The sequence below is a fragment of the Streptomyces sp. DSM 120436 genome (assembly GCF_055778765.1).
Window position 1 is genome coordinate 592,233 of the sequence record NZ_JBSKBS010000002.1, and the last position, 26,682, is coordinate 618,914.

16 protein-coding genes and 2 pseudogenes are annotated in these 26,682 nt (G+C 74.8%); 8 read left to right on the forward strand and 10 right to left on the reverse strand.

The window, feature by feature from the left end:
* Positions 1–13: 13 nt before the first annotated feature.
* The 3 genes from ACWH4W_RS24560 to ACWH4W_RS24570 all read right to left on the reverse strand — a co-directional run bounded on the left by ACWH4W_RS24560 (position 14) and on the right by ACWH4W_RS24570 (position 11,699).
* A complete protein-coding gene (locus ACWH4W_RS24560; RefSeq protein ID WP_473078025.1) occupies positions 14–6,781 on the reverse strand; it encodes an SDR family NAD(P)-dependent oxidoreductase in 6,768 nt (2,255 codons plus the stop codon).
* A complete protein-coding gene (locus tag ACWH4W_RS24565) occupies positions 6,778–10,848 on the reverse strand; it encodes an amino acid adenylation domain-containing protein (RefSeq protein ID WP_473078026.1) in 4,071 nt (1,356 codons plus the stop codon). Before ACWH4W_RS24565 ends, ACWH4W_RS24560 begins: the two co-directional genes overlap by 4 nt.
* A gap of 98 nt (positions 10,849–10,946) precedes the next feature.
* Complete coding sequence (locus ACWH4W_RS24570; protein ID WP_473078027.1) at positions 10,947–11,699, reverse strand: class I SAM-dependent methyltransferase; 753 nt, start codon at positions 11,697–11,699, stop codon at positions 10,947–10,949.
* 246 nt (positions 11,700–11,945) lie between these two features.
* On the opposite strand from ACWH4W_RS24570, the gene ACWH4W_RS24575 reads away from it, so the two are divergent.
* Positions 11,946–12,971, forward strand: coding sequence for a permease (locus ACWH4W_RS24575; RefSeq protein WP_473078028.1), 1,026 nt, complete (start codon positions 11,946–11,948; stop codon positions 12,969–12,971).
* A complete protein-coding gene (locus ACWH4W_RS24580) occupies positions 12,968–13,720 on the forward strand; it encodes a TIGR03943 family putative permease subunit (RefSeq protein ID WP_473078029.1) in 753 nt (250 codons plus the stop codon). The genes ACWH4W_RS24575 and ACWH4W_RS24580 overlap by 4 nt, the downstream gene beginning before the upstream one ends.
* 165 nt (positions 13,721–13,885) lie before the next feature.
* On the opposite strand, the pseudogene rpsR reads toward ACWH4W_RS24580, so the two are convergent.
* From rpsR to ACWH4W_RS24595, 3 genes and pseudogenes are all read right to left on the reverse strand, one after another.
* Positions 13,886–14,067: pseudogene (gene rpsR, locus ACWH4W_RS24585) on the reverse strand (30S ribosomal protein S18); the annotation flags it as partial.
* A gap of 26 nt (positions 14,068–14,093) precedes the next feature.
* Positions 14,094–14,527: pseudogene (locus ACWH4W_RS24590) on the reverse strand (cobalamin biosynthesis protein CobW); the annotation flags it as partial.
* A gap of 69 nt (positions 14,528–14,596) precedes the next feature.
* Positions 14,597–14,899: a hypothetical protein gene (locus tag ACWH4W_RS24595; RefSeq protein ID WP_473078030.1), complete on the reverse strand. Its 303-nt coding sequence runs from the start codon at positions 14,897–14,899 to the stop codon at positions 14,597–14,599.
* A gap of 846 nt (positions 14,900–15,745) precedes the next feature.
* Between ACWH4W_RS24595 and dhaK the strand changes: the two genes are divergently transcribed.
* The 3 genes from dhaK (at position 15,746) to ACWH4W_RS24610 (ending at position 17,838) form a co-directional block, all read left to right on the forward strand.
* Positions 15,746–16,738, forward strand: coding sequence for a dihydroxyacetone kinase subunit DhaK (dhaK, locus tag ACWH4W_RS24600; protein WP_473078031.1), 993 nt, complete (start codon positions 15,746–15,748; stop codon positions 16,736–16,738).
* A gap of 64 nt (positions 16,739–16,802) precedes the next feature.
* Positions 16,803–17,426, forward strand: a complete 624-nt coding sequence (dhaL, locus tag ACWH4W_RS24605; RefSeq protein WP_473078032.1) for a dihydroxyacetone kinase subunit DhaL — start codon at positions 16,803–16,805, stop codon at positions 17,424–17,426.
* A 1-nt stretch (position 17,427) separates the two neighbouring features.
* Positions 17,428–17,838, forward strand: a complete 411-nt coding sequence (locus ACWH4W_RS24610) for a PTS-dependent dihydroxyacetone kinase phosphotransferase subunit DhaM (RefSeq protein ID WP_473079252.1) — start codon at positions 17,428–17,430, stop codon at positions 17,836–17,838.
* Positions 17,839–17,875: 37 nt separating this feature from the next.
* Here the strand turns inward: ACWH4W_RS24610 and ACWH4W_RS24615 are convergent, their stop codons facing one another.
* Positions 17,876–18,637: a glycoside hydrolase family 75 protein gene (locus ACWH4W_RS24615; RefSeq protein ID WP_473079253.1), complete on the reverse strand. Its 762-nt coding sequence runs from the start codon at positions 18,635–18,637 to the stop codon at positions 17,876–17,878.
* Positions 18,638–19,283: 646 nt separating this feature from the next.
* Here ACWH4W_RS24615 and ACWH4W_RS24620 point away from each other — a divergent pair.
* Complete coding sequence (locus ACWH4W_RS24620) at positions 19,284–20,291, forward strand: fibronectin type III domain-containing protein (RefSeq protein WP_473078033.1); 1,008 nt, start codon at positions 19,284–19,286, stop codon at positions 20,289–20,291.
* Between the two features lie 171 nt (positions 20,292–20,462).
* Positions 20,463–20,999 carry a hypothetical protein gene (locus ACWH4W_RS24625; RefSeq protein ID WP_473078034.1) on the forward strand — a complete coding sequence of 179 codons (537 nt, stop codon included), beginning with the start codon at positions 20,463–20,465 and terminating at the stop codon, positions 20,997–20,999.
* 108 nt (positions 21,000–21,107) lie between these two features.
* Here ACWH4W_RS24625 and ACWH4W_RS24630 read toward each other — a convergent pair whose 3' ends face one another.
* From ACWH4W_RS24630 to ACWH4W_RS24640, 3 genes are all read right to left on the reverse strand, one after another.
* On the reverse strand, positions 21,108–21,677 hold the full coding sequence (locus ACWH4W_RS24630; RefSeq protein WP_473078035.1) for a PadR family transcriptional regulator: 570 nt from the start codon (positions 21,675–21,677) through the stop codon (positions 21,108–21,110).
* Positions 21,678–21,708: 31 nt separating this feature from the next.
* Positions 21,709–23,724 carry an FAD-dependent oxidoreductase gene (locus tag ACWH4W_RS24635; protein ID WP_473078036.1) on the reverse strand — a complete coding sequence of 672 codons (2,016 nt, stop codon included), beginning with the start codon at positions 23,722–23,724 and terminating at the stop codon, positions 21,709–21,711.
* 108 nt (positions 23,725–23,832) lie between these two features.
* Positions 23,833–24,204 (reverse strand): hypothetical protein, encoded by a 372-nt coding sequence (locus ACWH4W_RS24640; protein WP_473079254.1) that lies wholly within the window; start codon positions 24,202–24,204, stop codon positions 23,833–23,835.
* A gap of 253 nt (positions 24,205–24,457) precedes the next feature.
* Here ACWH4W_RS24640 and ACWH4W_RS24645 point away from each other — a divergent pair, with 253 nt between their 5' ends.
* Positions 24,458–26,527 carry a SpoIIE family protein phosphatase gene (locus ACWH4W_RS24645; protein ID WP_473078037.1) on the forward strand — a complete coding sequence of 690 codons (2,070 nt, stop codon included), beginning with the start codon at positions 24,458–24,460 and terminating at the stop codon, positions 26,525–26,527.
* Positions 26,528–26,682: the final 155 nt, after the last annotated feature.

Consider the following 26,682-nt stretch of genomic DNA (forward strand, 5'->3'; position numbering starts at 1 on the left):
GTGGCCGCCGGGCTCACCGGCCGGTGTGGACGGCGGCCAGGGCCCGGTCGATCAGGGCGGCGGTCCGCCGTACTGCGGGGTCGTGCAGCAGGGAGTAGTGGTGGCCTTCGACGGTGTGGGCGTCGACGGGGCCGCTGACGTGCGGCAGCCAGCCGAGGGCGGGCAGGTCCGCGGCGTCGTCGACGCCCATGCCGACGCCGGCGTTGTGCGGCGCGGGACGGGACGCGGCGATGAGCAGCAGTCGGGTGGCCGGGTCGGTGAGGTGTCCGGCCCGGTGGTCGGCCAGCGCCCGCAGGTGGCGTTCGAAGACCTCGAGGCGGGTGTCGGCGGTGTCCCGGGGGCCGAGCAGGCCGGCCGCTCGCAGCCGTTCGGTGACCGTCCGGCGTACCGCCGCCGGGTCCGGGGCGGTACGGATCGTCTCCGCGTCCGGGCCGAGGTCCAGGTCGAGGTCGAGGAACGCCTCCAGCGAGCGCAGGTAGCGGACGGCCGCGGAGGCGGTGTCCTGGGTGCGGTCGGCGCCGCCCAGTGCCCGGATGCGGTCGGGGGTGTTGGAGTCGATCAGGACGAGGAGGTCGGTCCGCTCCCCGCGTCGCTGGAGTTCCACGGCCATCTGGTGGGCGACGGTGCCGCCCATCGACCAGCCGCCCAGCAGGTAGGGACCCTGCGGCTGGTGGACGCGCAGCGCCGCGAGGTAGCGGTCGGTCGTCTCGGCGATGGTCCGCGGCCCGGTGCCGCCGGTCAGGGCGGGGTCGGTGAGGGCCACGACGGGCCGGCCGTCGGTGAGGAGACGGGCGAGTTCGCCGTAGCACAGTACGTCCCCGCCGGAGGGGTGCATCAGGAACAGGGGGCGGTCGCCGTTGCCGTCGCGCAGCAGCAGGGCCGCGTCGGTGTCGGGGGTCGGGCCGGGAACGGTCCGCTTCCTCGCCCTGGGGGCCGGCCGCCGGGCTTCACGGGCCGGGGCGGCGGGCGCGGTGCGGGGCTCCTCGGTGTCCCACGCCCGCGGTGCGTCGGCCAGCCGGCGCACCCGCTCGGCGTAGGCGGCGAACACCGCGTCCGCCTCGTCGGCGGGCAGGGCGTTCTCCAGGACGTCCCACTGGAGCAGGAGCGCCCCGTGCTGCTCGATCACCTGGTGGTCCAGCCAGGTCTGCGGGGTGCTGCTCACGCCGTACACCGGGGTGCCCGCCCAGTCCAGGTCGTGGCCGCCGCCGAGCGGCCCGGACAGGCCCAGGGCGCTGGTGAAGACCACGGGAACGGACTCGGTGCGGCCGGTGCGCGAGGACTTCTCGGCCAGCAGGTCGAGCGCGGAGAACTCCCGGTGGTCCAGGTCCTCGAAGAGGGTGCGCTGGGCCCGTACGGCGGCGTCGGCGAAGCAGCGGGTGTCCGAGCGGTCCACCTCGTGGAGCATCAGCGAAGTGAAGTCGCCGACCACGGCGTCCGCCCCGGGAAGGTGCGCGGGCCGGTCGAAGAGAGTGAGGGTGACGGCGAAGCGGTTCTGCCCCGACCACCCGGCGAGGGCCTCGCCGTAGGCCGCCAGCAGGACGGCCGTGGGGGTCAGCCCGCGCCGGGCGGCCTCGGCCTTGAGGGCGTTCCAGCGGTCCGGCTCCAGACGGGCGGTGCGCCGTGCGAAGCGGGGCCGGTCCCCGGGGCTCCCGGCCCGGACGGGCAGCGCGGGTGCGCCGGGCAGGTCGTCCAGCCTGGCCCGCCAGTAGGCGGCGGCCCGCGCGTGCTCCGGGCCCTCGGTGCGGCGCTCGAGTGCGGCCACGCAGTCCGCGAAGCTGGTCTCCAGCGACGGCAGCCGGGCGTCGGGGTCGTGGTAGAGGGTGCGCAGTTCGCGGTCCCAGATCAGGTAGCTGGCGGTGTCGCACACCAGCACGTCCACGTTGACGAACAGCCGGACGACGTCGCCGGGCAGTCGGGCGGCCCGGATGTCGACCAGGGGCCAGCGGCCCGGGCGGGGTTCGCGGCGCACCATGCGGGTGCGCACGCGCTCCAGCTTCCGGGCGCGCTCGGCGTCGTCGTCCTTCGTCAGGTCCTGCACCCGGATCCGGTAGTGGGGCACCTTGTCGAGCACCCGGTTGCGGCCTTCCGGTGAGACGACCGCGCGCAGCATCGGGTGGCGGGCGACGACCGCGTTCCACGCCGTTTCGTAGCGGTCGGTGTCCAGACCGGGACAGTCGTACTCCAGGTGGAAGGAGCACGGGACGTCGCCGAGGCGGTAACCGCCCGATCCACCGACCCAGTAGGCGTGCTGCACCCGGGTGAGGGGGAACTCCCGGAGGCCGTCCCCGGGTTGCGCGGAGGGACCGCCCGCGGTCCGGGGCGCGGCGGGATCCCGCCGGGATTCCCCGCCGGGCAGCATCGGGGCCAGGGCCGCGATGGTGGGCCGGGCGAGCAGGTCCTGCAGCCGCAGGTCGGCACCGTGGTCGTCGCGCAGCCGGGCGAGCATGCGGGTGGCCAGCAGGGAGTGGCCGCCGAGGGCGAAGAAGTCGGCGTCACGGTCGGTGACGGGGAAGCCCAGCAGGTCCGACCAGACCTCCGCCAGGAGTGTCTCCGCCCCGGTGGTGAATCCCGCACCGGCCTGCGGCTCCGCCGTGGGCGCGCCGGGAGCCGGAGCGACGGAGGCGGGTACGGCGGTGGGCGTGCCCGCGGTGCGGGGCGCGAGGTCGGCCGGCGAGACGGCGACGGAGGCCGGGACACGGCCGCCGGCCGCGAGCGCCAGCAGACGGTCCACGGTGCGCATGCCGTCCGCCAGGCCGATCGAGTGCCGGGAGGCGACGGTGCGTTCGCTCCGGCCGGGCCCGACGCGCCAGCCGTCCCAGGCCACGCTGATCCAGCGGGGTGCGTCCGGGTCCGCGTGGTGCTCGTGCTCGGCGAGGGCGTCCAGGTAGCGGTTGACGGCGGCGTAGGGGGCGAGGCCGAGGCCTCCGACGAACGCCGTGGCGGAGGACATCAGCAGGACGGTGGCCGGGCGGCGGCCGGGCGGCAGGCCGTGCACGGCGCCGCGCACCGCGAGGGCCGCGGTGACCTTGGCGTGCGCGTGGGCGCGCACGGCCCGCTCCTCGGTGGCCCGCAACGGCGCGACGGCGGCGGAGGCGACCACGCCGGCGGCGTGCACGACCAGGTCCAGCGGGCCGTCGCGGTCGGTCAGTTCCCGCAGCAGTTCCGTCGTGGCGGCGGTGTCCGCGGCGTCCGCGGCACGGACCTCGATGTCGGCGCCGGAGTCCCGCAGAACACGGATCGTCTCCGCCCGTTCGGCTTCGGTGCTGCCGGGGGCGGGGTCCGGGGGGAGCCCGGTGCGGCCGGTCACCACGACCCGCCGTCCGGAGCGGGCCAGGTGCCCCGCCAGGGCCAGGCCCACGTCCCCGAGCCCGCCGAGGATCACCGCCGTGCCCGTTCCGCCGTCGGTGACGGCCGGGCCGTCCGTGTCCGGCGCGGGTGCGGACGGCCGCCAGGGGGTGATGCCGCGCGTCCAGCGGTGTCCGCCGCGCAGGGCGCACTCGATGCCGTTCGGGCCTCCCGCCAGCAGGTCGGCGGCCTCCGCCGGCACGGTCCGGACGTCGTCGGCGTGCGGCGGGCCGGCCGGCAGGTCCACCGAGCGCCAGCGCAGGCCCGGGAACTCCTGGGCGAGGACGCGGGGCACGGCGAGGCCGGCGGCGGCGTGGGCCGCCGGCCGGTCGGTGCTCTCCACCTGCTGGGCGTTGTGGCTGAGGTGCAGCAGGCAGGTGCGGTGCGCCCAGGAGGCGGCGGCCCGCGCCACCTGGGCGTAGTGCAGGACCGACGCGCTGACGGTGTCCGCCGGGTCGTCGCCGGTGTCACCGTACGGGCCGATCACGACGATGCCCTCGCACGGGGTGCCGGGGTCCGCGAGCGCCTCGCCGAGGGTGACGGTGCGGGCGCCGGCGGCGGCGAGCGCGGCGCGCACCCGCTCGGCCGACGGTGAGCCGGGCGGACCGTCCACCAGCCAGCGGCCCCGCAGCGCCGACGGGTCCGCCTCGACGGGAGGCGTGCGCCGCCAGACGGGCAGTTGGAAGGGCTCGGACTCGTCCGGGGCGGCCTGCCCGGCGCCGTGGCCGGGGCGGGCCGCCGTACCGGCCTGTGCGACGGCCGGCGGATCGATCCACAGTCTGCGGCGCTCCATGGGCAGGCCCGGCAGGACGACACGGCGTCGCCCCGGACGGTGCAGGGCCGCGGCGTCCAGGGGGACCCCGTGCGTCCACAGTTCTCCGGCGGCCGCCAGCAGCGCGGCTCGTCCTCCGCCGGGCTGCTCACGGTCGGGGAAGGCGGCCAGGGTGGCCAGGAGCTGCCGGTGTCCCTGCTGACGGGCCAGTTGGAGCAGTGCACCGCCGGGTCCCGCCTGGACGAGGACGGCCGGCCCTTCGCCCAGGGCGGTGGCCAGGGCGTCGGAGAAGCGCACGGTGGAGCGCAGGTGCGCCACCCAGTGGTCGGCGCCCGGAGCGGTGTCCAGCAGTTTCCCGGTGAGGGTGGTGGCGAGCGGGATGCCGGGAACACGCGCCCGGACGGCCTCGGCGGCCGCGCGCAGTTCGGGCAGGACGGGGTCGACCAGGCGCGAGTGTGCGGCCGCGTCGAGGGAGAGCCGCACGGAGCGCTCGCCGCGTGCGGTCAGGACGCGCTCCGCTTCGGCCACGGCCGGCGAGGGTCCGGACACCACGCAGGACCGCGGGCCGTTGACCGCGGCCAGATCCAGGTCCGGGTGGTCGGCGAGCAGGGCGAGGGTCTGCCGCTCGGTCAGCGGGACCGTCAGCATCACCCCGCCGCCGGCCGCCCGGGACATGCCGCGCGAGCGGACCGCCACCAGGGTCGCGGCGTCGGACAGGGACAGGGCACCTGACAGCACGGCGGCCACGTACTCGCCGAGGCTGTGACCGACCACCGCGTCCGGCTCGACGCCCCAGGAGCGCAGTGTGCGCGCGGCGGCGAGGGAGACGGTGAACAGGGCGGGCAGTCCGTGGGCGGGGTCGCGCAGCAGCCGGCGCGCGTGCTCGTCGGACGGGTCGGCGGTGATCAGCGCGGTGAGGCCGGTGCCGGTCCCGTCATCGAAGAGATCGGCGCACTCGCGCACGGTGCGGTCGAACTCCTCTTCCTCTGCGCACAGTTCGCGACCCATGCCCGCGTACTGCGCTCCTCCGCCGGGGAAGGCCAGCACGATCCGGGGCGGGGTGGGACCGGGGCGCCGCCGCGGGGCGGCGCGCAGGGCGCGGCTGTCGGTCTCCGCCGCCCCGGTGATCACCGCGGCGGCGCGGTACGGCAGCGTCGCGCGGCCGGTGTGCAGGGTGTGGGCCGCGTCGGCGGGCGCGACCTCCCTGGTGTGGAGGGCGGTCGCGGTGGCCTCGGTGAGGCGGGCGAGGGCGTCGTCGCGGTGCGCGCTGAGCAGGGCGAGCTGCGGACGCGGATCGGCGGGCGGCGCGGGCCGGACGGGGGCGCTGCCCAGGACGACGTGGCAGTTGGTGCCGCCGATGCCGAAGGAGCTGACGCCCGCGTACCGGGGCCCGGTCCAGTCGGTGGCCTCGTGGACGACGGTGAAGGGCGAGTCGTCCAGCCGGAGGTCGGGGTTGAGGGGCAGGGCGTCCAGGGTGGGCGGCAGTACGCCGTGGTGCAGGGCGAGTACGGTCTTGGCGAAACCGGCGATGCCCGCGGCCGAGTTGGCGTGCCCGATGTTGCTCTTGACCGAGCCCAGGGCGCACCAGGCCGGGCCGGTCTCGCCGAACACGCGGCGCAGCGCGGCGACCTCCACCACGTCGCCGAGGCGGGTGGCGGTGCCGTGGGCCTCGACGTAGGTGATGTCCCCGGGCGTGAGACCGGCCACGGCGAGCGCCTCGGAGACCACGCGGGCCTGTCCGCGCGGCGAGGGGGCGGTGAAGCCGGTGCGGTCGCCGCCGTCGTTGTTGACGGCGGAGCCGTGCAGGACGGCCAGCACCGGGTCGCCGTCGGCGAGGGCGTCGCGCAGCCGCCGCAGGACGGCCACACCGACGCCCTGGGTGTGCACGATGCCGGTGCCCTCGGCGGAGAAGGTCCGTACGCGCCCGTCGGCGGAGAAGATCCCGTCGGGGACGTGGAGGTAGCCCCTGCCCTGCGGGACGATCAGGGAGGCGCCGCCGGCGAGGGCGGTGTCGCACTCCCCCGCCAGCAGGGACTGAGCCGCCAGGTGCACGGCCACCAGCGAGGTCGAGCAGGCGGTGCCGACCGCGACGGCGGGTCCGGTGAGCGCGAGGCGGTGCGCGACGTGCAGGGGGAGGTAGTCGGCCACGCCCGCGAGGGCCGCCTGGAGGCTGCCGACGGGATCGGTGGCGGAGGCGGCGTACCGGTCGGCGAGGTTGCGGGCGAGGTAGTCGCTGTGGGCGGCGCCGGCGAAGACGCCCACGGCGCCCGCGCCGGCGCCGCCGCCGTGTCCGGCGCTCTCCAGGGCGCGCAGGCACGCTTCGAGGAAGAGCCTCTGCTGGGGGTCCATCACGGCCGCTTCGGCGTCGGTCAGGCCGAACGGCTCGGGATCGAACCGGTCCTGTTCGTCGATGACCCCGCTGACGGGTATGTGGGCGGGGTTGGCCAGCAGCCTCGCCGGGACGCCGCGTTCGGCCAGTTCCCGCTCGTCGTGCCGGGTCAGTCCGCTGCGGCCGCCGACGAGCAGGTCCCAGTAGGCCGCCGTGTCGGGGGCTCCGGGGAACCGGCAGTCCAGGGCGGTGACCGCGATCAGGTCGTCGTCGGCCTCGTGGTCGGGCCGGGGCGTGTCCGGCGTGTCTCCCCGGGAGGAAGTCGGTTCGGTCATCGTGTGGTCTCCTCGGCCAGGGCGCGTGCGGCGACGCGGGACGTTCTGCGCGTGGGCCGTTCGGACCGCTGGGAGGCGGGGGGCCTGACGGCGTCGGTGCCGGCGTCGGTGGCGGCCCGGTCGGTGTCCGGGGCGCTCTGGGCGGTGATGCGGGCGGCCAGGGCCGCGACGGTGGGGTGTTCGAACATGTCCGCCAGTGCGAGCCGGGGTGCGACGCCCTCCCGGAGCCTGCGGTGGGTGAGGACCAGGGTGAGGGAGGTGGCCCCCAGCTCCCTGAAGGTGCTGTCGGCTGTCACCGGCACGTCCGTGAAGTCGGCCAGGATGCCGGTCAGGGCCTCCAGCACGGCCGGTGCCACGGGCGCGGCCGGGCCCGGCCCGCGGTGCCGGGGCGCCTGGTCCGGTCCGGTGCCGTACCGTTCCGGGGCCGGGGCGCCGGACGCCGGACCGGTGGACGGGGAGGGCGTCGGGGAGCCCCCTGCCCGGGGGCGGCAGACCACCTCCGCCAGTCCTCCGGGGCCCAGGAGCGGCACTGCGGCTTCGCCGTCGGCGGTTCGCGCCACGTGCCGGAGCCATCGGGCCGACGCCTCCAGCGCCTGGTCCGGCCGGAGCCGTCCGGGTCGGACCACGACGGCGGCCTCCAGGCCCAGGGCGGTCGCCTCGGCCAGCGCGGCGGCGACCCAGTCCCCGCCCGGGGCGGACTCGGCGGCGGCTCCGGCCGGGACCGTACGCGGTGTCGCGGTGGGCTCGGCCGCCGCCTCGGCGACCGGGGCCGGCCCGTCGGCGTCGGTGGTCCGGTCATCGGCGGGTGGGGCGGTCAGCGCCGCGTGGTCGATCTTGCCGTTGGCCGTCACCGGCAGCTGGTCCAGGATCACGAACCGGCTGGGCACCATGTAGTCGGGCAGCCGTTCGCGCAGGACGTCCGCCAGCTCCCGGGCGGCCGGCGGTTCGCTCGCGCCCCGGGGCGACAGGTGCGCCACCAGTCGTGGCCGTCCGTCGGGGCCGCGTACCGACGACACCACGCACTGGCGGACCGCCGGATGGCGGGCCAGCACCGCCTCCACCTCGCCCAGTTCGATGCGGTGCCCGCGGATCTTCACCTGCCGGTCGACGCGCCCGAGGAACTCGATGGCGCCCTCGGCGGTCCACCGGCCGAGGTCCCCGGTGCGGTACAGCCGGCGGCCCAGTACGGGGTGGACGGCGAACCTCTCGGCGGTCTGGACCGGATCGGCGGTGTAGCCGCGGGCCAGCCCGTCGCCGCCGATGAACAGCTCCCCCGCCTCGCCCACCGGGCAGGGCGCGCCGTCCTCGTCGAGGACGAAGAAGCTCTGGCCGCGCAGCGCCCGGCCGTAGGGGATGCTGCGCCACCCCGGATCGACGTGTCCCACCGGATGAGTGATGGACCAGATGGACGCCTCGGTGGCTCCGCCCAGGCTCATCACCTCCGCCTGGGGGGCCAGTCGTCGCAGCCGGTCGGGCAGGGTCAGGGGGATCCAGTCACCGGAGAGCATCACCAGGCGCAGGGTGCGCAGCGCCCCGGTGGCCTCCTCCGGTTCCATCTCCGCGTACTCGACGAGCATTTCGAGCAGGGCGGGTGCGGTGTTCCACACGGTGACGCCGTGCCGGCCGGCCTGTTCGAGCCAGTGCTGCGGGTCGCGCTGCCGGGCGGGGTCGGGCAGCACCAGACAGCCGCCGGCGCCGAGGACGCCGTAGATGTCGAACACGGACAGGTCGAAGCTGAGTGCCGACAGCGCCAGCACCCGGTCGTCGGGGCCGATGGCGAACCGGTCGACGATGTCGTCGACGGTCGTGCGCGCGGCCCGGTGCTCGATCTCCACGCCCTTGGGGCTGCCGGTGGAACCCGAGGTGAAGATGGTGTAGGCGATGTCCTCGGGCCGTGGGGCCGTGAGCGGTGCCGCGGGACCGGCGGAGCCCGCGGCGGTGCGGGCGGGGCGCCCCGCGGCGGTCAGGCGGTGGACGGTGACGCCTTCGGGCCAGTCGGTCCTCACACCGCGGCCGGTCAGCGCGTGCCGGACCCCGGCCCGCTCGCAGACGGCGGCGATCCGCGCGTCCGGCCAGGAGGGTTCGACCGGCAGGTAGCCCGCTCCGCTCAGGCTGACGCCGAGTACGGCGGTGACCTGCGCGGTGCCCTTCTCGCAGGCGACGGCGACCATGTCGCCGGGCCCCACCCCGTGTGCGGCCAGCAGTGCCGCGGTGGCGGCGGCGTTGTCCGCGAGGCGGGCGTGGGTGACGGTGGAGGAGGAGGTGCGCAGGGCGGGCCGTCGTGGATGCCGCCGGGCCGCGTCGGTGACCGGATCGTGCAGCAGGGGGCCCGCGTTCGGGAAGGGCACCGCGTCCAGGGGCTCTTCGGGGTGGAAGGACGGATCCCAGCCCAGGGTGGTGTCGTGCCAGGCGTCGGGGTCCGTCAGGGTGTGGAGCAGGCGTACGAAGGCGTCGAGCAGGGCCGGTGTCCAGCCGTCGGGGAACGCCCCCTCGACGGCGTCCCAGGCCAGGCGGAGGCGTCCGCCCTCGTCCCACACGATGTGGTCGAGCAGGACCTGCGGGGTCTGGGAGATGCCGTACACCTCCTGTCCGATCCAGGACGCCGGAGGCTCCCCGGCGCCCGCGAGACCCACCCCGCTGGTGAACACCACCGGGTGGCTGAGGGCTCCCGCCGACGGTGGTTCCTGCCCCCGCAGTTCCCTGAGCACCTCGACGCCGGACACGGACCGGTGGTCCAGGTCCTCCCAGAAGCGGCGGTTGACGGCGGTGGCGTAGTCGGCGAAGCCCTTCCAGCCGGCGGGGTCGAAGCGCGGCGTGCCGACCAGGGCGGTGGTGGTGAAGTCGCCGACCACCCCCTCGGCCCCGTTCTCGTCCTCCGGGCGGTCGAACAGGGTGGTGTTGAGGCAGATCCGTTCCCCGGCTCCCCACCGGCCGAGGACGACGGCGAAGGCCGCGAGCAGGGCCGCGGTCGGCGTGACCGCGTGCTCGGTGCACCGGGCTCGTAGCCGGGTCCAGGTTTCGGCGTCGAGTTCGGCGGCGGAGCGGACGAAGCGGGGCGGGGTGGTGTCGGCGGGGTCGCGCAGCAGGGGCAGCCGTGGCGGCGGCGGCAGTTCGGGGGCTCGTTCGGCCCAGTAGGCGTGGTCACGGGCGCGCCGGGCCGCCCACTCCGGGTCCCTCGAGCGGGCGCGCTGGAGGTCGGCGAACCGGGCTGCCGGCTCGGGAAGCCGGTGGTCGGGGTCCGCGACGAGGCGGCCCCACTGACGCATCAGCAGCATCCAGCCGGTGAGGTCGGTCAGGAGCACGTCCACGCCGATGTGCAGCCGGGTCCGCCCGTCGGGCAGCAGGGTGGCGTGGATGTCGAACAACGGCCACGACTCCGTGGGCCGGTTCTGGTGGGAGCGCTCCCGACGCTGGGCGGACAACGCTTCCCTCACCTGTCCGGCGGACTCGCCCCACAGATCGGTGACGCCGATCCGGTAGGGGCCGGGAGCGGCTGCGATGCGCTGGCGGCCCCGGTCGTCCACCGTCATGCGCAGCATCGGGTGGTGGTCGACCAGCCGGTTCCAGGCGGCTTCCAGCCGGGCCACGTCCACGAACGGGTCCGTGCCGCCGGGTGTGCGGTCGTACTCGTAGTAGTAGAAGGTGGCCACTCCGCCCAGCGGCATGCCCTCGGCCCGCCCGGCCAGGTACGAGGCCTGGATGGGCGTCAGGGGGAAGCACTCCTCCTCCGCTTCCTCGTCGTTCCGTGCACCGCCGGGTTCCGCCCCCGCCCGGCCCTCGGCACCGAGGGGCCCGGGATCGGTGACCTCCTCCGGCGTGCGACCGGCGAGGAGACGGTCCGCCACCGCACGGGCCGTCGCGCCGTCACCCAGAAAGGCGGTCAACGGCAGGTCCTGGCCGGTGCGTTCGCGGATCCTCCGCCTCAGCCGCACCGCGGTGAACGATTCGAGCCCCAGGGCCGCGAGCGGAGTCGTCCGTGCGACCTCGTGGGGTGGTGTGCCGAGGACTTCGGCGATGCAGTCGATGACGCGGGCAAGGAGGTCGTCGCTCGGCACAGGCTGGTCCATCCGGTCTCCGTCGAAAGGCGGGCAGGGCGACGCCTCCCCCGCAGAGAGATCCGGGGGAGGCGGAACACCGATGAACCTAGTTGAAAATGATTATCAGATCAACCAACTTGCGATGTCAGATCGCTCGCGCGCTCGAGAACGCACAGCCCCAGAGCGGAATCACCGGTCCGGCGCAACGCCAGTCCCGCCTCGGCGACTTCGGCCGCCAGCGCGTCCTCCGTCGCGACCCACCAGCGGTACTCGACCGACGTCCCGGCCAGCGGCCGGCCCTGACGCAGGACGCCGTAGTCCATGCGCCAGGTGATCTCGTCCGCTCCGGTGGGACGCGCGCTCGCCCAGCCCTCGTACTCCAGCTCGCCCACGACGGCCCGGGCCGTCCGCACCCGCTCCACCTCCACCGGGGTGAACGGCGGAGCGAGGTTGAACACCAGCGCCCCGCCCGGGGCGAGCTGCCGGGCGGCGCGGCTCCACAGCGCGCGCCTCTGCCCGGGCGACAGATGGCCGATCATGTTCAGGGCCACCACGGCCCGCACACCGTCGGGCCAGTCGGCGCCCGCGCAGTCACCGGGAACCACCGTGACGCGCTCACGCAGTTCGTCGTCCTCGTGAACCCGGGCGAGCAGGACGGCACGCATCGCGGCGGACGGCTCGACGGCGAGCACCGGCACCCGCGGCAGCGCGTCGCAGATGACGCGCACGCCCCGGCCGGACCCGGCCCCGAGGTCCACCACGGCCCCGGTTCCGGGGCGGACGTGCGACAGGACGTCCGCCAGCGCCGGAGCCAGCGGCTCCCACGACTCGGCGATCAGGATGTCGAGGTACTCGGCGGACCGCTCGTAGGGGTCGCTCATCACTGCTCCAAAGACTCGGTGCCTCATGGTTCGCCCCGTACAGTAATCAGAAATGAATTTCATTACTAGAAAGATGCGGGAGGCGTTGACGCGTCGTCAGCCGGGTCCGTCGGGTCTCCCGAGGCCCTGGGGTCCGGCAGCCGGAGGTGCCTCAGTAAGGTGTCCTGGTCCGGCACCGCGCGGTCACCTCTTCGGCGGCTTCCCGCGGGCGGCGCATCAGTGTTGCCGTGCGGCGAGGCGAGTGACGTGAGCGATCAGGAGTACGCCGAGAGGCGGGGCGGGCTCACCGATGTCGTGCGCCTCGTCGTGCGGGCGGTCGTGCACCTCTCTCTCGGCGGGTTCGCACTCGTCACGATCATCACGGTCGCCGGAACCCTCGGGCCGATGCTCGCGCTCGACCTCTACACTCCGCCCGTCGCCGCCTGGTGGACCGTGTTCACCGCCGTCGTCGTCCAGGGTGTCCCGTTCCTCCTGCTCGGCGCGCTGGTCTCCGCGACCATAGGTGCGTTCGTGCCCGAGCGCGTCTTCACCCGACTGCTGCCGCGCAGCCCGGCTCTCGCCGTACCCGTCGCGGGCGCGGCCGGTGTGGTGCTTCCCGGCTGCGAGTGCGCGTCCGTGCCGGTGGCCGGCAGCCTGATGCGGCGCGGGGTCGTTCCGGCCGCCGCGCTCGCGTTCCTGCTCTCCGCGCCCGCGATCAATCCCGTCGTCCTCGTCGCCACGTCCCTCGCGTTTCCCGGTCAGCCGCTGATGGTGGTGGCCCGGCTCGTCGCCTCGCTCGTCACCGCCGTCGCCATGGGCTGGTTGTGGGCACGCTTCGGCAGGAAGGAATGGCTGCGGCTGCCGGGAGCGCCGACGGCCGGGACCGGCACCTCCCGCGCGGGCTCCTTCATGGCGGGGCTCCAGCACGACTTCCTGCACGCCGGGGGTTTCCTGGTGGTGGGTTCGGCGGCAGCGGCGACCTTCAACATCGCGGTGCCACGGTCGCTGCTGGACGTCTTCACGGCGTCCGCCTGGGCATCGGTGCTCCTGCTGGCCCTCCTCGCCGTGGTGCTGTGCGTGTGCAGCGAGGCGGACGCGTTCGTGGCGGCGTCGCTGAGCGGGTTCGGACCGATCGCGCAACTGACGTTCATGGTGGTCGGCCCGATGGTCGACCTCAAGCTGTTCGCGCTTCAGGCCGGCACGTTCGGGCGGACGTTCGCGATCCGGTTCTCGTCCGCGACCTGGGTGGTCGCGGTGGCGAGCAGCGCGCTCGTGGGGTGGTGGGTGCTGTGAGGCGGTACGGTCCCGCCGTGCTGTTGCTGCTGGTCGGCGCCGCGGTGCTGCGGATCTCGCTGTTCAGCGACCTGTATCTGCGGTACGTGCAGGCCGGGCTGCGGCCCTACCTGATCGCGTCCGGGGCGCTGCTGGTGCTGCTCGGTCTGGCGCGGGCGGCGTCGACGGCGCGAGCGGCACGGGACGGCACCGCTTCCGTGGACCGGAGCGCGCACCCGGCCGAGGACGGACACGGCCACGTCCACTCCCATGCGGGCGGCCCGCGCGTCGCCTGGCTGCTCGCATTGCCCGCAGCCGCCCTGCTCCTCTTTCCGCCGCCCGCGCTCGGTTCCTACAGCGCCGCGCGCGAAGAGGCCCGACGCGCCGCGGAGAATGTCGGCACGTTCCCCGCGCTGCCCGCCGGGGACCCGGTGGACCTGAGCCTGGCCGAGTTCAGCACTCGCGCCGTCTACGACAGCGGGTACTCGCTGAAGGGCCGCACGGTCCGGCTGACCGGGTTCGTCACCCACGGGGACGGCGGCGCCTGGTACGTGACCCGGCTCCGGGTCGCGTGCTGCGCGGCCGACGCCACAGCGGTCAGGGTGGAGGTCCGCGGTGCGGACGCGCCGGAGGCCGACACGTGGGTGGTGGTGACAGGCGCCTGGCACCCCGAAGGCGAGCTGGGATCACCGGCGGCCTGGCCCCCGGTGCTGGACGCCGCGACCGTCCGGCGCATCGCGGAGCCGTCGGATCCGTATGAGAAGCGCTGACCTTGATCGCCACGGGCAGCGAAGGGCGCCCCGGTACGAGCGGGTCCGTGCGAGTGTTCCCCGCTCGGCCGGAGCCGGGAGGGTGCTCGTCCCGCCTTGCAGGCGAGGCGAACACCTCGATCCCGCTCTTCGGCACGACCTGACGGACGGGCTCCAGCCGTGCTGTCGAAAGTTGCAGGGAGGCAGGGCCGTCTCGCGCGCGTTCTTGACGGCTCGCGCCCTCTGCCGCTGCTGCCGGCACGCACATGGGTCACCCGGCGGCTGCGGATCTTCCCCCCGTCGGAGATGAACCTGCGCAGCAGGTCGGTGTCCTTGCGGTCGACGTAGGTGATGCCGGCGGCGTCCAGCGGAGTGGTGCGTTTCGCGGTGCGCCGGTCGGCGCCTGTGCGTCCAGGCCCGCCTCGGCGAGGTCGTCGCCGTCGGACGGGTACGGCAGGACCAGGGCCGGGGCGGCCACGGTGGCCACCCCGGTCAGTGCGAGCGGTGCGCCCTCGGACGCGATGACCGGGGCCGTGCCGTGGGGGTCGCCGGAGTCCCGCGGTTCCACGACGGCCAGCCGGCGGCCGCCCGCTTCCGCGAGCCGCGTCAGTTCCAAAACGAGGTCCTCGCGCAGCAGTCGTTCACCAGGGGCGCGTCGCCGCTGCCGAGCAGGCCGTCGGCGTCGCGCACGGTCCGGCGCACCGGACCGTCGACGGCGGACGTCAGATCGTGGTGCAGGGCGACCGCACCGGGCACCGCGCGCGGGATCTCGTCGACGGCCGCCCGGCGGGCGCCGGCGTGGAGTTCGACGACGATCGCGACCGGCAGCCGGGCCCGGCCCGCGCTCACCGTCCGCTCCGTTCGCGTCCGTAGCCGGACCAGGGTGGTCCGGAGGACTCAGTGGTCGTCCCAGTGTCCCTCGTGGGCGGCGTGCCGATGCCCGTCGTGCACGTAGTCGACGTGGTTCTCGTGCGGCACGGCGACGTGCCCGCAGCCGCTTCCGTGCTGGTGTTCGTGGCCCTCGTGCGGCCTGTGACCGGTGGCGGTGCACTCGTCGACGTGCCCGTCGTGCGCGCGGTGGATGTGTCCGTCGTGCATGTAGTCGACGTGGTCGCCGTGCGGGACGGCGACGTGCCCGCAACCCTCCTCGTGCCGGTGGTCATGGGCTTCGTGGGTGCGGTGCTCGGTGGCGGACGTCATGAGGTCCTCCTGATGCGGTCGAGCGGGCGGCCGCCCGTACGACGGCCACTGCCGCGCTACCGGATCACCCTAGGGTGACGCTCGCGACCGCGCATGCGGAGGCGAGACGCAAGGCAGTCGCAGGACGGCGCGGCCGGCAGGCTTGCCGGTGTGACAGCGCATGAGACGGTGCGCGCTCCCGTGATCACACGGCTCGGACGGCCCCGGGACGCCACCGCGACCGTCCGGCAGGAACTCACCGCGTGCCGGGCGGCGGTGATCGACGCCGGTGGAGCGGTCGTCTCCATGGGCCGCCCACCGCGAACGGAAGCGGTGGGCGTTCTGCGACGACCTCGGGGAGGAGGACGTCGAGCGGGGACCCGAGGACGTCGACGAGCGAGTGCAGGAGGGGGCAGGAAGGGTGCGGCCCCCAGCCGCGAGGCGAGCGGTGGATCCGTTCTCGGCCTCAGGCGCAAGGGCACACCCACGAAAGGCCCCACCCCGCCCCGGTCGGCTCCCGTCGCGACGGCCGTTCGGGGGTAGTCGTTTCCGGGTACGCGCGCCGCTGAGCCTCACGGGGCCGCGGCCAGGGGTGTGGAGGGCCGCACGACCTGTGAAGGTTCGCCCACGTGACCTTCACTGCCGCAAGGCCGATACTGCCGGTAGCGGCGCTCCCGGCCGACCGGCAACGAACCAGCTCGCAGAACTGCCGATCCGTCACCGAAGTCAGCATCAAGTCGGCATCCGTACCGTCACAACCCGCTCCCGACCGTCTCGACTCGTCAAGACCAAGAACTGCTTGCAGCAACTCTGAACAGCAAGAACGCAGGTCGACAACCCGCCTGCTGAGCTCCCTAGGAGGTACCCGTGAGGATGCTGATCAACGTTCCGGAGACCGTGGTGGCGGACGCGCTGCGCGGTATGGCGGCGGCCCATCCCGAGTTGACGGTGGACGTGGAGAACCGGGTGGTGGTCCGCAAGGACGCCCCGGTGGCGGGCAAGGTGGGCCTGGTGTCCGGCGGCGGTTCGGGGCACGAGCCGCTGCACGGCGGGTTCGTCGGTCCCGGCATGCTGTCGGCGGCCTGTCCCGGCGAGGTGTTCACCTCCCCGGTGCCCGACCAGATGGTGCGGGCCGCGGCGGCCGTGGACAGCGGGGCCGGGGTGCTGTTCGTCGTGAAGAACTACACCGGCGACGTACTCAACTTCGACATGGCGGCGGAGCTGGCCGAGGACGAGGGCATCCAGGTCGCGAAGGTGCTGGTCAACGATGACGTGGCGGTGACCGACAGCCTGTACACGGCAGGCCGCCGGGGCACCGGGGCGACGCTGTTCGTGGAGAAGATCGCGGGCGCGGCGGCCGAGGAGGGGCAGCCGCTGGAGCGGGTGGAGGCGCTCGCGAAGCAGGTGAACGAGAACTCCCGCAGCTTCGGCGTGGCGCTCAGCGCCGTCACCACGCCCGCCAAGGGCACGCCGACGTTCGACCTGCCGGCCGGGGAGCTGGAGCTGGGCATCGGCATCCACGGGGAGCCGGGCCGCGAGCGGCGCCCGATGATGACGTCCGGCGAGATCGCCGCGTTCGCCGTCGACGCGGTCCTGGAGGACCTCACCCCGCGCAACCCGGTGCTGGTGCTGGTCAACGGCATGGGTGCCACGCCGCTGCTGGAGCTGTACGGCTTCAACGCCGAGGTGCAGCGGGTGCTCGGCGAGCGCGGCGTCCCGGTCGCCCGCGTCCTCGTCGGCAACTACGTCACGTCCCTGGACATGGCGGGCGCCTCCGTCACCCTCTGCCAGGTCGACGAGGAGTTGCTCCGCCTGTGGGACGCGCCGGTGCGTACGCCCGGGCTGCGCTGGGGAATGTGATCCACACCGGGGTTGATCCACACCGGGGCCGGCGCCCCGGACACCTACCACGCGAGGAGTTCCCGTGCTGGACGCCGACTTCTTCCGTCGTTGGATGACGGCCGCCGCCGCATCCGTGGACCGCGAGGCGGAACGGCTCACCGCCCTCGACTCGCCGATCGGGGACGCCGATCACGGCAGCAATCTGCAGCGCGGCTTCCGGGCGGTGAAGGACGCTCTGGACAAGGAGCCGCCCGCCACGCCCGGCGCGGTGCTGACCCAGGCCGGGCGTCTGCTGGTGTCGACGGTGGGCGGCGCGTCCGGTCCGCTGTACGGGACGCTGCTGCGCCGCACCGGGAAGACGCTGGGAGAGGCGGCCGAGGTGGACCGGCGGCAGCTCGCCGAGGCGCTGCGGGCCGGGGTGGACGCCGTGATGAAGCTGGGCGGCGCGGCGCCGGGCGACAAGACGATGATCGACGCGCTGGTCCCCGCGGTGGACGCGCTCGGCGAGTCGTTCGCCGCCGCCCGGGACGCCGCGCGGGAGGGGGCGGTCGCGACGACGCCGATGCTCGCCCGCAAGGGCAGGGCGAGCTATCTGGGCGACCGCAGCATCGGGCACCAGGACCCCGGCGCGACCTCGGCGGCGCTGCTGGTCTCCGCGCTGCTCGACGCCGCGCCCGGCGACGGGGAGGCGGACGGCGGTGAGTGAGGTGAGCGGGGAGAAGCTGGTCGGGATCGTCCTGGTGTCGCACAGCGCGTCGGTCGCGTCCTCGGTGGCGGAGCTGGCGCAGGGGCTGTCGGGCGCGGGGGCGTCGGTGCCGGTCGCCCCCGCGGGCGGCGCCGGGAGCGGTGGACTGGGCACCAGCGCGGAGCTGATCGCCGCGGCGGCCGCGTCCGTGGACCGGGGTGCGGGCGTGGCGGTGCTGACCGATCTGGGCAGCGCGGTGCTCACCGTGAAGGCGTTGCTGGCCGAGGGCGACGAACTCCCCGAGAACACGCGGCTGGTGGACGCGCCGTTCCTGGAGGGCGCGGTGGCCGCGGTGGTCACCGCTTCCACGGGCGCGGACCTCGACGCGGTGGCGGCGGCGGCCTCGGAGGCGTACGGCTACCGGAAGGTGTGAGGGCGCGCCCGCAGGGGCGGGGGCCGGGCGCGGCGCGTCAGTCCGCGGAGTCCACGAACTCCCGCGCGAGACGCTCGCCCCGGGCCTTCGCCGCCTCCCGGTCCTCCAGCGGGGTGACCCGGCTGTCCTTGAACACGATGTACGTCACCCCGGAGGGGGTGCCGCCGGAGCGCGGGTCCGGGTCGATGCCCAGGGACGTGGCCGCCGCGTAGGAGGCCTCGCCGATGATGTCGGCCGGGCCGGTGTCGCCGACGACCGCGTAGCTCACCCGGTCGCGGTAGACCACGGCCGCGACCGATCCGCCGCGCACGCCGTGGTCGCGGTGGTCCCAGATGCCGCTGGGCGCGGGGACCACGACATAGGGCAGCTTCTCCGAGCCGAGCGCGCGTCCGTCGGACTGCGCGAACGCCGTGGAGGAGGAGAAGTACGGGTCGGTGCGGGCGTTGCAGCGGCGGCTCGGGCGGCCGTCGCAGTCGATGTCCATGTCGGCCTTCCAGAACACCGCGTCGCGCGTGCCGCACACCGGCACGGTGGCCGCGGCGCCGCGGTCCTTGCGGTACCGGCCCCGGGAGACGGGGACGCAGCCGCTCACCTTGGCCAGCAGGTCGGCCGCGGTGACGGGGGCGGGGGACGCGGGGGCGGAGGGCTCGGAGCCGGTCGGGGCGGGGCCGGAGGCCGCGGGGGCCGGCGTGACCGGGGCCGGTGTGGCGGGGGCCGGAGTCGTGGCGTCGACGGCCGCCGGATCCGAGGTCGGCGGTCCCGGAGCGGCGGCGTCCGGGCTCCCCGTGCCGGGAGTCACGGGACCCGGCGCCGCGGAGCCGCCCGGTGCCGCACCCGGTGTCAGCGCCCCCCGCGCCCTGTCCCGGGCGACCGGTTCGGCGCGCCCGCGGTGCGGTACGGCGACGCGCGGCAAGCCGGCCGCGGGGCCGGAGGCGACGCGCCGCGCGTCGGTCCTGGAGGGACGGATGTGGACCGACTCCGCGGCGGAGGACGCCGAGGGGGCCAGCAGTGCCACGCCGGCCACGGCGACGGTGAGCGTCTGGACACGGGACACGGTCAGGAAAGCCTCTCGTCGGGGACAGGGACGCACACCCAGGGCACTTTGCCCCATTTCACCCCGTTGCGAGGAGGGTGACCGCCCCGAAAGGGGCCGGACGGGTCCTCCAGGACCGGCGGAGACGGACGGCGCCGGAGGCCCGGGCGCGCGTCACCCCGGGCCGTCCGGCCACCCGTACCGGCGCGGGATCAGCGACGACAGCGGTCCGCGCCTCGGGCCCGAACACGCCGTGGATCAAAGGCGGTTCGGCCCGTTCCGCGTTCAGGATACGCAACACGGCGGGGCAGCCGGCCCGCATCACCCTCTTGATGTGAGCGCATCAGCAGCCCCATATTGGTACGGACCTTCACTCGGACCGGTCCGGCATGGATCCTCGGGAGGCGGAGTCGTGCGTGGCGTTCCCCCAACCGCGTCATCGCGTCGCCTGCTCGCGCTCTGCGCGGTCGTGCTGCTGGCCGTCTCCTGCCGCTGGGGCGGGCCGGACGACGCCGGCGGCGAACGGCCGCCGCCCGGAGCTCCGACGGGCGTCACCGCGCAGGCGGGCAGCGCCACCAGCGTCCACGTCATGTGGAACCGGGCCTCCTCCGCCGGTTCCGAGGTGACCGGCTACGAGGTGTACCGGGGACGCACCAAGGTCGAGGAAGTGCCCGCCGCCACGCACATGGTGGACGTGTCCGGGCTGCGGCCCGCCACCACCTACGTCTTCACGGTGCGGACCCGGGGCGCGGACGGACGGCTCGGTCCGCCCAGCCGGGAGGTGCGCGCCACGACCCCCACGGCGGCGCGGACCGACACGGAGCCGCCCACCGCCCCGGGGGACCTGGAAGGACGGGCGGCGGGCAGCCGGGCGGTCCAGCTCTCCTGGTCCGCGGCGCGGGACGACCGCGGTGTGGTGTCGTACGACATCCACCAGGGGCGTACGAAGATCCACAGTGTGGGCGGGAACCAGACGGCCGCCGTGGTGACGGGGCTGCGGCCGGGCACCCGGTACGCCTTCACCGTCCGCGCGCGGGACGCGGCGGACAACCTCTCGCCGTCCGGCCGCGTCGTCCGCCTCACCACCCCCGACGGCGCAGACGGCGGCGCCGCGGCCGTCGCGCCCGCCGACTTCCGCGCGACGGTCCGGAGTTCGGGCGGGGCGTACTACATCGTGCTCTCCTGGGTGCCGCCGCGCGTGGACGGAACGGTCACCGAGTACGAGGTCCGGCTGGACGGACGGCCCGTCACCTCGCTGGTGTACGGCGGCGAGGCGCCGCGCGACCGGGCGACGTACCGCTTCTACGCGGGCGAGGAGGCGGGGGTCACGCACCGGGTGCGGATCAGGCCGCTGCTGCCGGACGGAACCTGGGGCGCCTTCTCGGCCGAGCGCACGGTGACGACGGGCGCCGACGGCTGACCCCGGCGCCCGTCGCTGAGCCGCCCGGAGGACGTCGTCACCTGCCCGGATGCGACCGGGGTGCGCGCCGGCCGGGCTGCCCGTTGGCTGGCGTCGTGGCGGCACGGGCGCTCCCCGACCTCGGCGGCGCAAGGGATGTACCGCCGGCCGTGCCGCCGGAAGGCAGTCCACATGAGCATCTCGAAGCCTCTGCTCCGCCTCGGACCGGCCGTGGCAGCCGCCGCCGCGCTCGCCCTGCTCCCGGCCGGACCGGCTGCCGCGGACGGGATCTCCGTCAGCACCACCGGGAACACGGTCTCGGTGAGCACCTCCGCGTGCGGCCAGGTCAACGGCCACTGGGGCACCGCCTCGCTGCTCGGCAGCGGTCAGGCGAACTTCTCGCAGGGCCGCCAGGTGGCGCTGTCCGGGACGTCCGCGGGGCAGTCCGCGGCCTGGTCGGACGTCGGTGCGGGCACGTACACGGTGATCGTGGTGTGCTCCAACGGCAGCACCGCGGGCACCCAGTCCGTGATCGTGTCCCCGTCGTCCAGCCCCTCGGCCTCCCCCACGGCGTCGCCGTCCCGCGGTGTGATGGGCGGCGTCGGCGGCGCCTCGGAGGACTACGGCACGGTCACCGCGGTGGCGGGCGGCGCGCTGGTCGGCGCCGGTGTCCTCGGCACCGTCTGGTACCTGCGCCGGCGCAACGCCGCCCGCCCGCGCCACCTGTAGACCCGGCGCCGGCCGCCGTCACGTCCGACGCGCTCCGGTCGGGCGGCCGGCGTCGCCCCCGCCACCCTCAGGGGCGCGGGGAACCGCGCGACCAGCCCTCGCCCACCCTCACGCGGGCGGCTGATCCCGCCGTTCCGGCGCCTCCGGAAGCTCCGCGAACTCCGCGAGCGCGTGATCGAGCCACTGCGTCCAGAAGGTCTCCAGGTCGATGCCGGCCCGCAGCACCAGATGGCGCAGCCGGTCCTCCGGCTCGCCCCTGCCGGGCGGGAAGTCACGGCGCTCGATCTCCTGGTAGGTCTCCAACTGCCGTGCGTGCAGCTCCCGGTGACGGCGCAGGTCCGCCTCCAGGCCCGCCGTCCCGACCACCGCGGCGGCGCGCAGCCGCAGCAGCAGCGCGTCGCGGTGCGGCTTGGGGTCCTGGGACGCGGCGGTCCAGCGGGCCAGTTCCTCCCGGCCCGCCGGCAGCACCTCGTACGCCTTCTTCTGCCCGCGCGCGGGCTGCTCGGGGGGAAGGGCCCGGATCAGGCCCTCGGCCTCCAGTCTTCCCAGCTCGCGGTAGATCTGCTGATGCGTCGCGGACCAGAAGTAGCCGATCGACCGGTCGAAGCGGCGGGTCAGCTCCAGCCCCGACGACGGCTTCTCGAGCAGGGCGGTGAGGATCGCGTGCGGGAGTGACATGCGCTCATCCTAGGGACGGGCCTCGCCCTCCCTAGAGGGCCGCCGCGAGCTCGGTGCCCTGCTTGACGGCCCGCTTGGCGTCCAGCTCGGCGGCCACGTCGGCGCCGCCGATCAGGTGGGCGGGGCGTCCGGCGGCGACCAGCTCCTCGTAGAGGTCCCGGCGCGGTTCCTGCCCGGTGCACAGCACGACGGTGTCGACCTCGAGGACGGTGCTCTCGTCGCCGACGGTGACGTGCAGTCCGGCGTCGTCGATCCGGTCGTAGCGCACGCCGGGGACCATGGTGACGCCGCGGTGGCGCAGTTCGGCGCGGTGGATCCAGCCGGTGGTCCTGCCGAGCCCCGCGCCGACCTTGGACGTCTTGCGCTGGAGCAGGTGGACGGTGCGCGGCGGGGCGGGCCGCTCGGGCGCGGCGAGGCCGCCGGGCGCGCGGTACCCGGTGTCGACGCCCCACTGGCGGAAGTACGTCTCGGGGTCCTCGTGCGCCTTGTCGCCGCCGTCGGTGAGGAACGCGGCGACGTCGAAGCCGATGCCGCCCGCGCCGAGGATCGCGACGCGGTCGCCGACGGGCGCGCCGTCGCGGAGGACGTCGAGGTAGCCGAGGACGCTCGGGTGGCCGACGCCCGGGATGTCGGGGACGCGGGGGGTGACGCCGGTGGCGACGACGACCTCGTCGTAGCCGGTGACGTCGGCGGCGGTGACGTGCGTGTCGAGGCGGACGTCGACGGCGAGGTCGGTGAGGCGGGTGCGGAAGTAGCGCAGCGTCTCGTCGAACTCCTGCTTGCCGGGGACCTTGCGGGCGACGTTGAGCTGCCCGCCGATCTCGCTCGCGGCGTCGAACAGGGTGACGTCGTGGCCGCGTTCGGCGGCGGAGACCGCGCAGGCGAGGCCGGCGGGTCCGGCACCGACCACGGCGACGCGCTTGCGGCGGCGGGTCGGGGAGAGGACCAGCTCGGTCTCGTGGCAGGCGCGCGGGTTGACCAGGCAGGAGGTGATCTGTCCGCTGAAGGTGTGGTCGAGGCAGGCCTGGTTGCAGCCGATGCAGGTGTTGATCGCCTCGGGGCGGCCGTCGGCGGCCTTGGCGACGAAATCGGGGTCGGCGAGCATCGGGCGGGCCATGGACACCATGTCCGCGGTGCCGTCGGCGAGCAGCCGCTCGGCGAGTTCGGGGGTGTTGATGCGGTTGGTGGTGACGAGCGGGACGTCCACCTCGCCCATGAGGCGCTTGGTGACCCAGGTGTAGGCGCCGCGGGGGACGGAGGTGGCGATGGTGGGGATGCGCGCCTCGTGCCAGCCGATGCCGGTGTTGATGATCGTGGCGCCGGCCGCCTCGACCGCCTTGGCGAGGGTGATCACCTCGTCCAGGGTGGAGCCGCCGGGCACCAGGTCGAGCATGGAGAGCCGGTAGATGAGGATGAAGTCGTCGCCGACCGCCTCGCGCACCCGGCGGACGATCTCGACCGGGAAGCGCATCCGGTTCTCGTAGGAGCCGCCCCAGCGGTCGGTGCGGTGGTTGGTCTGCCGGGCGGTGAACTCGTTGACGAGGTAGCCCTCGGAGCCCATGATCTCGACGCCGTCGTAGCCGGCCTGCCGGGCGAGACGGGCGGCGCGCACGTAGTCGTCGATGGTCCGTTCGACCTCGGCGTCGGTCAGCTCGCGGGGCGGGAAGGGGCTGATGGGCGCCTGGAGGGGGCTGGGCGCGACCAGGTCCTGGTGGTAGGCGTAGCGGCCGAAGTGCAGGATCTGCAGGGCGATGCGGCCGCCCTCGCGGTGGACGGCCGCGGTGACGACCCGGTGCCGCTCGGCCTCCTCGTCGGTGGTGAGCTTGGCGCCGCCCTCGTAGGGACGCCCCTCGTCGTTGGGGGCGATGCCGCCGGTGACGATGAGGCCCACTCCCCCGCGGGCGCGCGCGGCGTAGAACTCGGCCATGCGGGAGAAGCCGCCCTCGGCCTCCTCCAGACCGACGTGCATGGAACCCATGAGGACCCGGTTGGGCAGCGTGGTGAAGCCCAGGTCCAAGGGGGTCAGCAGGTGGGGGTAACGGCTCATCTGGCCCTCCGTGCGCGGTGTGGTGCCTGTAGTTGTAGGGCACGCGCACCGACTTATGCAACTAGTTGCATAATGAGGGTGACGGAGGGCACAGACTTCCGGCCGGGCTCACCTGCTCTCGAGACGGACGTGCAGTTCGCGCTCCTGGTCGCCCGAGACCCCGCTCAGCTCGCTCACCCGGAACAGGCCGTCCAGCGTGGTGCGGAACCGGTCGATCGCCCAGTAGCCGCCGTACACGTCGGCGTCGACCGGGGAGGACAGCCGCGCGGGGCGGGCCCGCCCTTCGCGCGCGTCGGCGACGTCGAACGTGCCGAGCCACACCGTGGGCCGGGTCTCGTGCAGTTCCTCGGGGATGTCGTCGGAGCACCGGTCCGACGAGAAGCACGCGCACAGCGTGTCGAAGACGATCCGGGCGTCGTCCTTGCCGCATCCGCTGATCTCGACCGACACGGGCTCCGGGTGCGTGGGCTCGTTGACCATCGTGATCGCTCCTTCCGTGGTCACACCGCCGTCCCCCCGCCCTCCCTCAGCAAAGCACCGGACGCCGGAACGCACTACCCGCGCCCCCCGCACGCCCTTCCCGCGATGACGCGGCCGCGGACACCGGCCAGGATGGGGTGAGAGCAGGAACCGGACGACGGGAGCGGCGGACAATCGCCCTCGCGCGCGGTACGACAAAGGGACGGCGGCGCGGCGACGGCGTGCCGCGGACTCGGCGAAGGCGGGGCGTGGGATGAGCGCAGCGTGGTCACTCCCGGCCGGCGGGGACGGACCGGTGCGCCCCAGCGGGCTGCTCGACGTCCTGCGCGTGGCCTCGGTCGTCCTGGACCCCGAGGGACGGATCGTGCTGTGGAGCCCTCAGGCGGAGGAGCTGTTCGGCTACTCCGCGCGGGAGGCCCTGGGCCGGTACGCCGCCCGGATCATGGTGCACGAGGAACACCTCGACCTGGTGAAGAAGCTGTTCGCCGAGGTCATGCGCACCGGGCGGAGCTGGGCGGGCGCCTTCCCGATCCGGCGCAAGGACGGCGGAACCCGGCTGGTGGAGTTCCGCAACATGCGGCTGCTGGACGACCGGGGGCAGGTGTACGCCCTCGGTCTCGCGGTCGACCAGTCGACGGTGCGGCGGCTGGAACGGGACGTGGCACTGTCCACCCGGATCGTCGCCCAGGCCCCCATCGGGCTGGCCGTCCTGGACACCCGTCTGCGGTACGTGTCGGTGAACCCGGCGCTGGAGCGGATGAACGGCCTGCCGGCCGACGAGCATCTGGGCCGCACGATGCGGGAGGTGCTCCCGCTGGTGGACGCGGCTTCGGTCGAGCAGGCCGCCGAGGAGGTGCTGCGGACCGGGCGTCCGCTGGTCGACCGGTCGATGACCGGCCGCACCCCCGCCGACCCGGAGGGGGAACACGCCTGGGCGGTGTCCCTGTACCGGCTGGAGAACGCGCTCGGCACCGTGCTGGGCGTCGCCGTGTCGGTGGTGGACATCACCGACCGGCGGCGGGCGAACGCCGAGGCGGAGACGGCGCGCCGCCGGATCGCGCTGATCGCCGACGCCTCCGCGCGGATCGGCACCACGCTGGACCTGGACCGCACGGCCGGCGAGCTGGCGGACGTGGCCGTGCCGGAACTGGCCGACGCGGCCGCGGTGGACCTGCTGGACGCGGTCGCACGGGGCCGGCGCAGCGTCCTCGGCCCGGCCGAGCCGGCGCTGATGCGGGCGCTGGCGGTGCGCTGGATCGACGCGTCCGACGTGCTGCCGGCCGCCGACCCGCCGGGCCGGGTGATCCGGTACGCGCCGGACCGGCTGATCACGGAGTGCGTGCGCACCGGGCTGCCGGTGATGGTGGCGCAGGTGAAGGACGAGGACCTGCTGCGGATCGCCCGCTCCCCCGAGGCCGCCGAGATACTGGCCCGGGCGGGCGTCCACTCGTACCTGGCCGTGCCGCTGATCGCGCGCGGGGAGGTGCTGGGGGCGGTCGACCTGATCCGCACCCGCAACCCTCAGCCGTTCGACGAGGACGACCTGCTGCTGGCGCGGGAGCTGGCCTCGCGGGCGGCCGTGCAGATCGACAACGCCCGCTGGTACCAGAACGCCCGCGACACCGCGCTCACGCTCCAGCGCAGCCTGCTGCCCAGCCATCCGTCCGTGACGGGCGGGCTGGAGGTCGCCTCCCGCTACCAGCCGGCGGGCGCCACCAGCGAGGTCGGCGGCGACTGGTTCGACGTGATCCCGCTGGACGACGACCGTACGGCGCTCGTCGTGGGCGACGTGATGGGCAGCGGCATCCCGGCCGCCGCCACCATGGGCCGGCTGCGCACCGCGACCCACACCCTGGCCTCCCTCGGACTCGACCCGGCGGTGCTGCTCGAACACCTGAACAGGATCACCGTGGAGCTGGACGAGGCGATCGCCACCTGCGTCTACGCCGTTCACGACCCGCGCGAGCGGCGTTGCGTCATCGCCAACGCGGGCCATCTGCCCCCGGTCCGCATCCGCGCCGGCCACCCGCCCGAGCTGCTCGACCTGCCCACCGGGGTGCCGCTGGGCGTGGGCGGCGTCGCCTTCTCGACGACCACGGTCGACCTGGATCCGGGCGACCGTCTGGTCCTCTACACCGACGGCCTGGTCGAAACCCGCCGCGACCCCCTGGACGCCCGCCTCGACCGCCTCCTCGCCCTCCTCGGCACCCCGGCCGACTCCCTGGACGAGGTCTGCGAGCTCCTCCTGCGCACCCTGCACGAGCCGGACAACTTCGACGACGTGGCCCTGCTGATCGCGCGGGTCACGGCCCCGGCGGACTGAGGCGCGGGGCGCGGGGCGCGTTCGGGACGTGCCCCGCGCGGGGTCGCCCACGGCGAGGTTCCGGCACACCCCGGACGGAGGACGCCGGACGCCGGCACCACCCGCCCGGCCGCCCGCCCGAGAAACAGCCGGGCAGCGTCAGGCGCCCCCGGCGC

Coding starts and splice junctions, on each gene's coding strand:
- ACWH4W_RS24630 (WP_473078035.1), bottom strand. CDS start 21,677: ATGTCACTCCCGCACGCGATCCTCACCGCCCTGCTCGAGAAGCCGTCG.
- ACWH4W_RS24635 (WP_473078036.1), bottom strand. CDS start 23,724: ATGAGCCGTTACCCCCACCTGCTGACCCCCTTGGACCTGGGCTTCACC.
- ACWH4W_RS24565 (WP_473078026.1), bottom strand. CDS start 10,848: ATGGACCAGCCTGTGCCGAGCGACGACCTCCTTGCCCGCGTCATCGAC.
- ACWH4W_RS24640 (WP_473079254.1), bottom strand. CDS start 24,204: ATGGTCAACGAGCCCACGCACCCGGAGCCCGTGTCGGTCGAGATCAGC.
- ACWH4W_RS24570 (WP_473078027.1), bottom strand. CDS start 11,699: ATGAGCGACCCCTACGAGCGGTCCGCCGAGTACCTCGACATCCTGATC.
- ACWH4W_RS24625 (WP_473078034.1), top strand. CDS start 20,463: ATGAGCATCTCGAAGCCTCTGCTCCGCCTCGGACCGGCCGTGGCAGCC.
- ACWH4W_RS24560 (WP_473078025.1), bottom strand. CDS start 6,781: ATGACCGAACCGACTTCCTCCCGGGGAGACACGCCGGACACGCCCCGG.
- ACWH4W_RS24645 (WP_473078037.1), top strand. CDS start 24,458: ATGAGCGCAGCGTGGTCACTCCCGGCCGGCGGGGACGGACCGGTGCGC.
- ACWH4W_RS24595 (WP_473078030.1), bottom strand. CDS start 14,899: ATGACGTCCGCCACCGAGCACCGCACCCACGAAGCCCATGACCACCGG.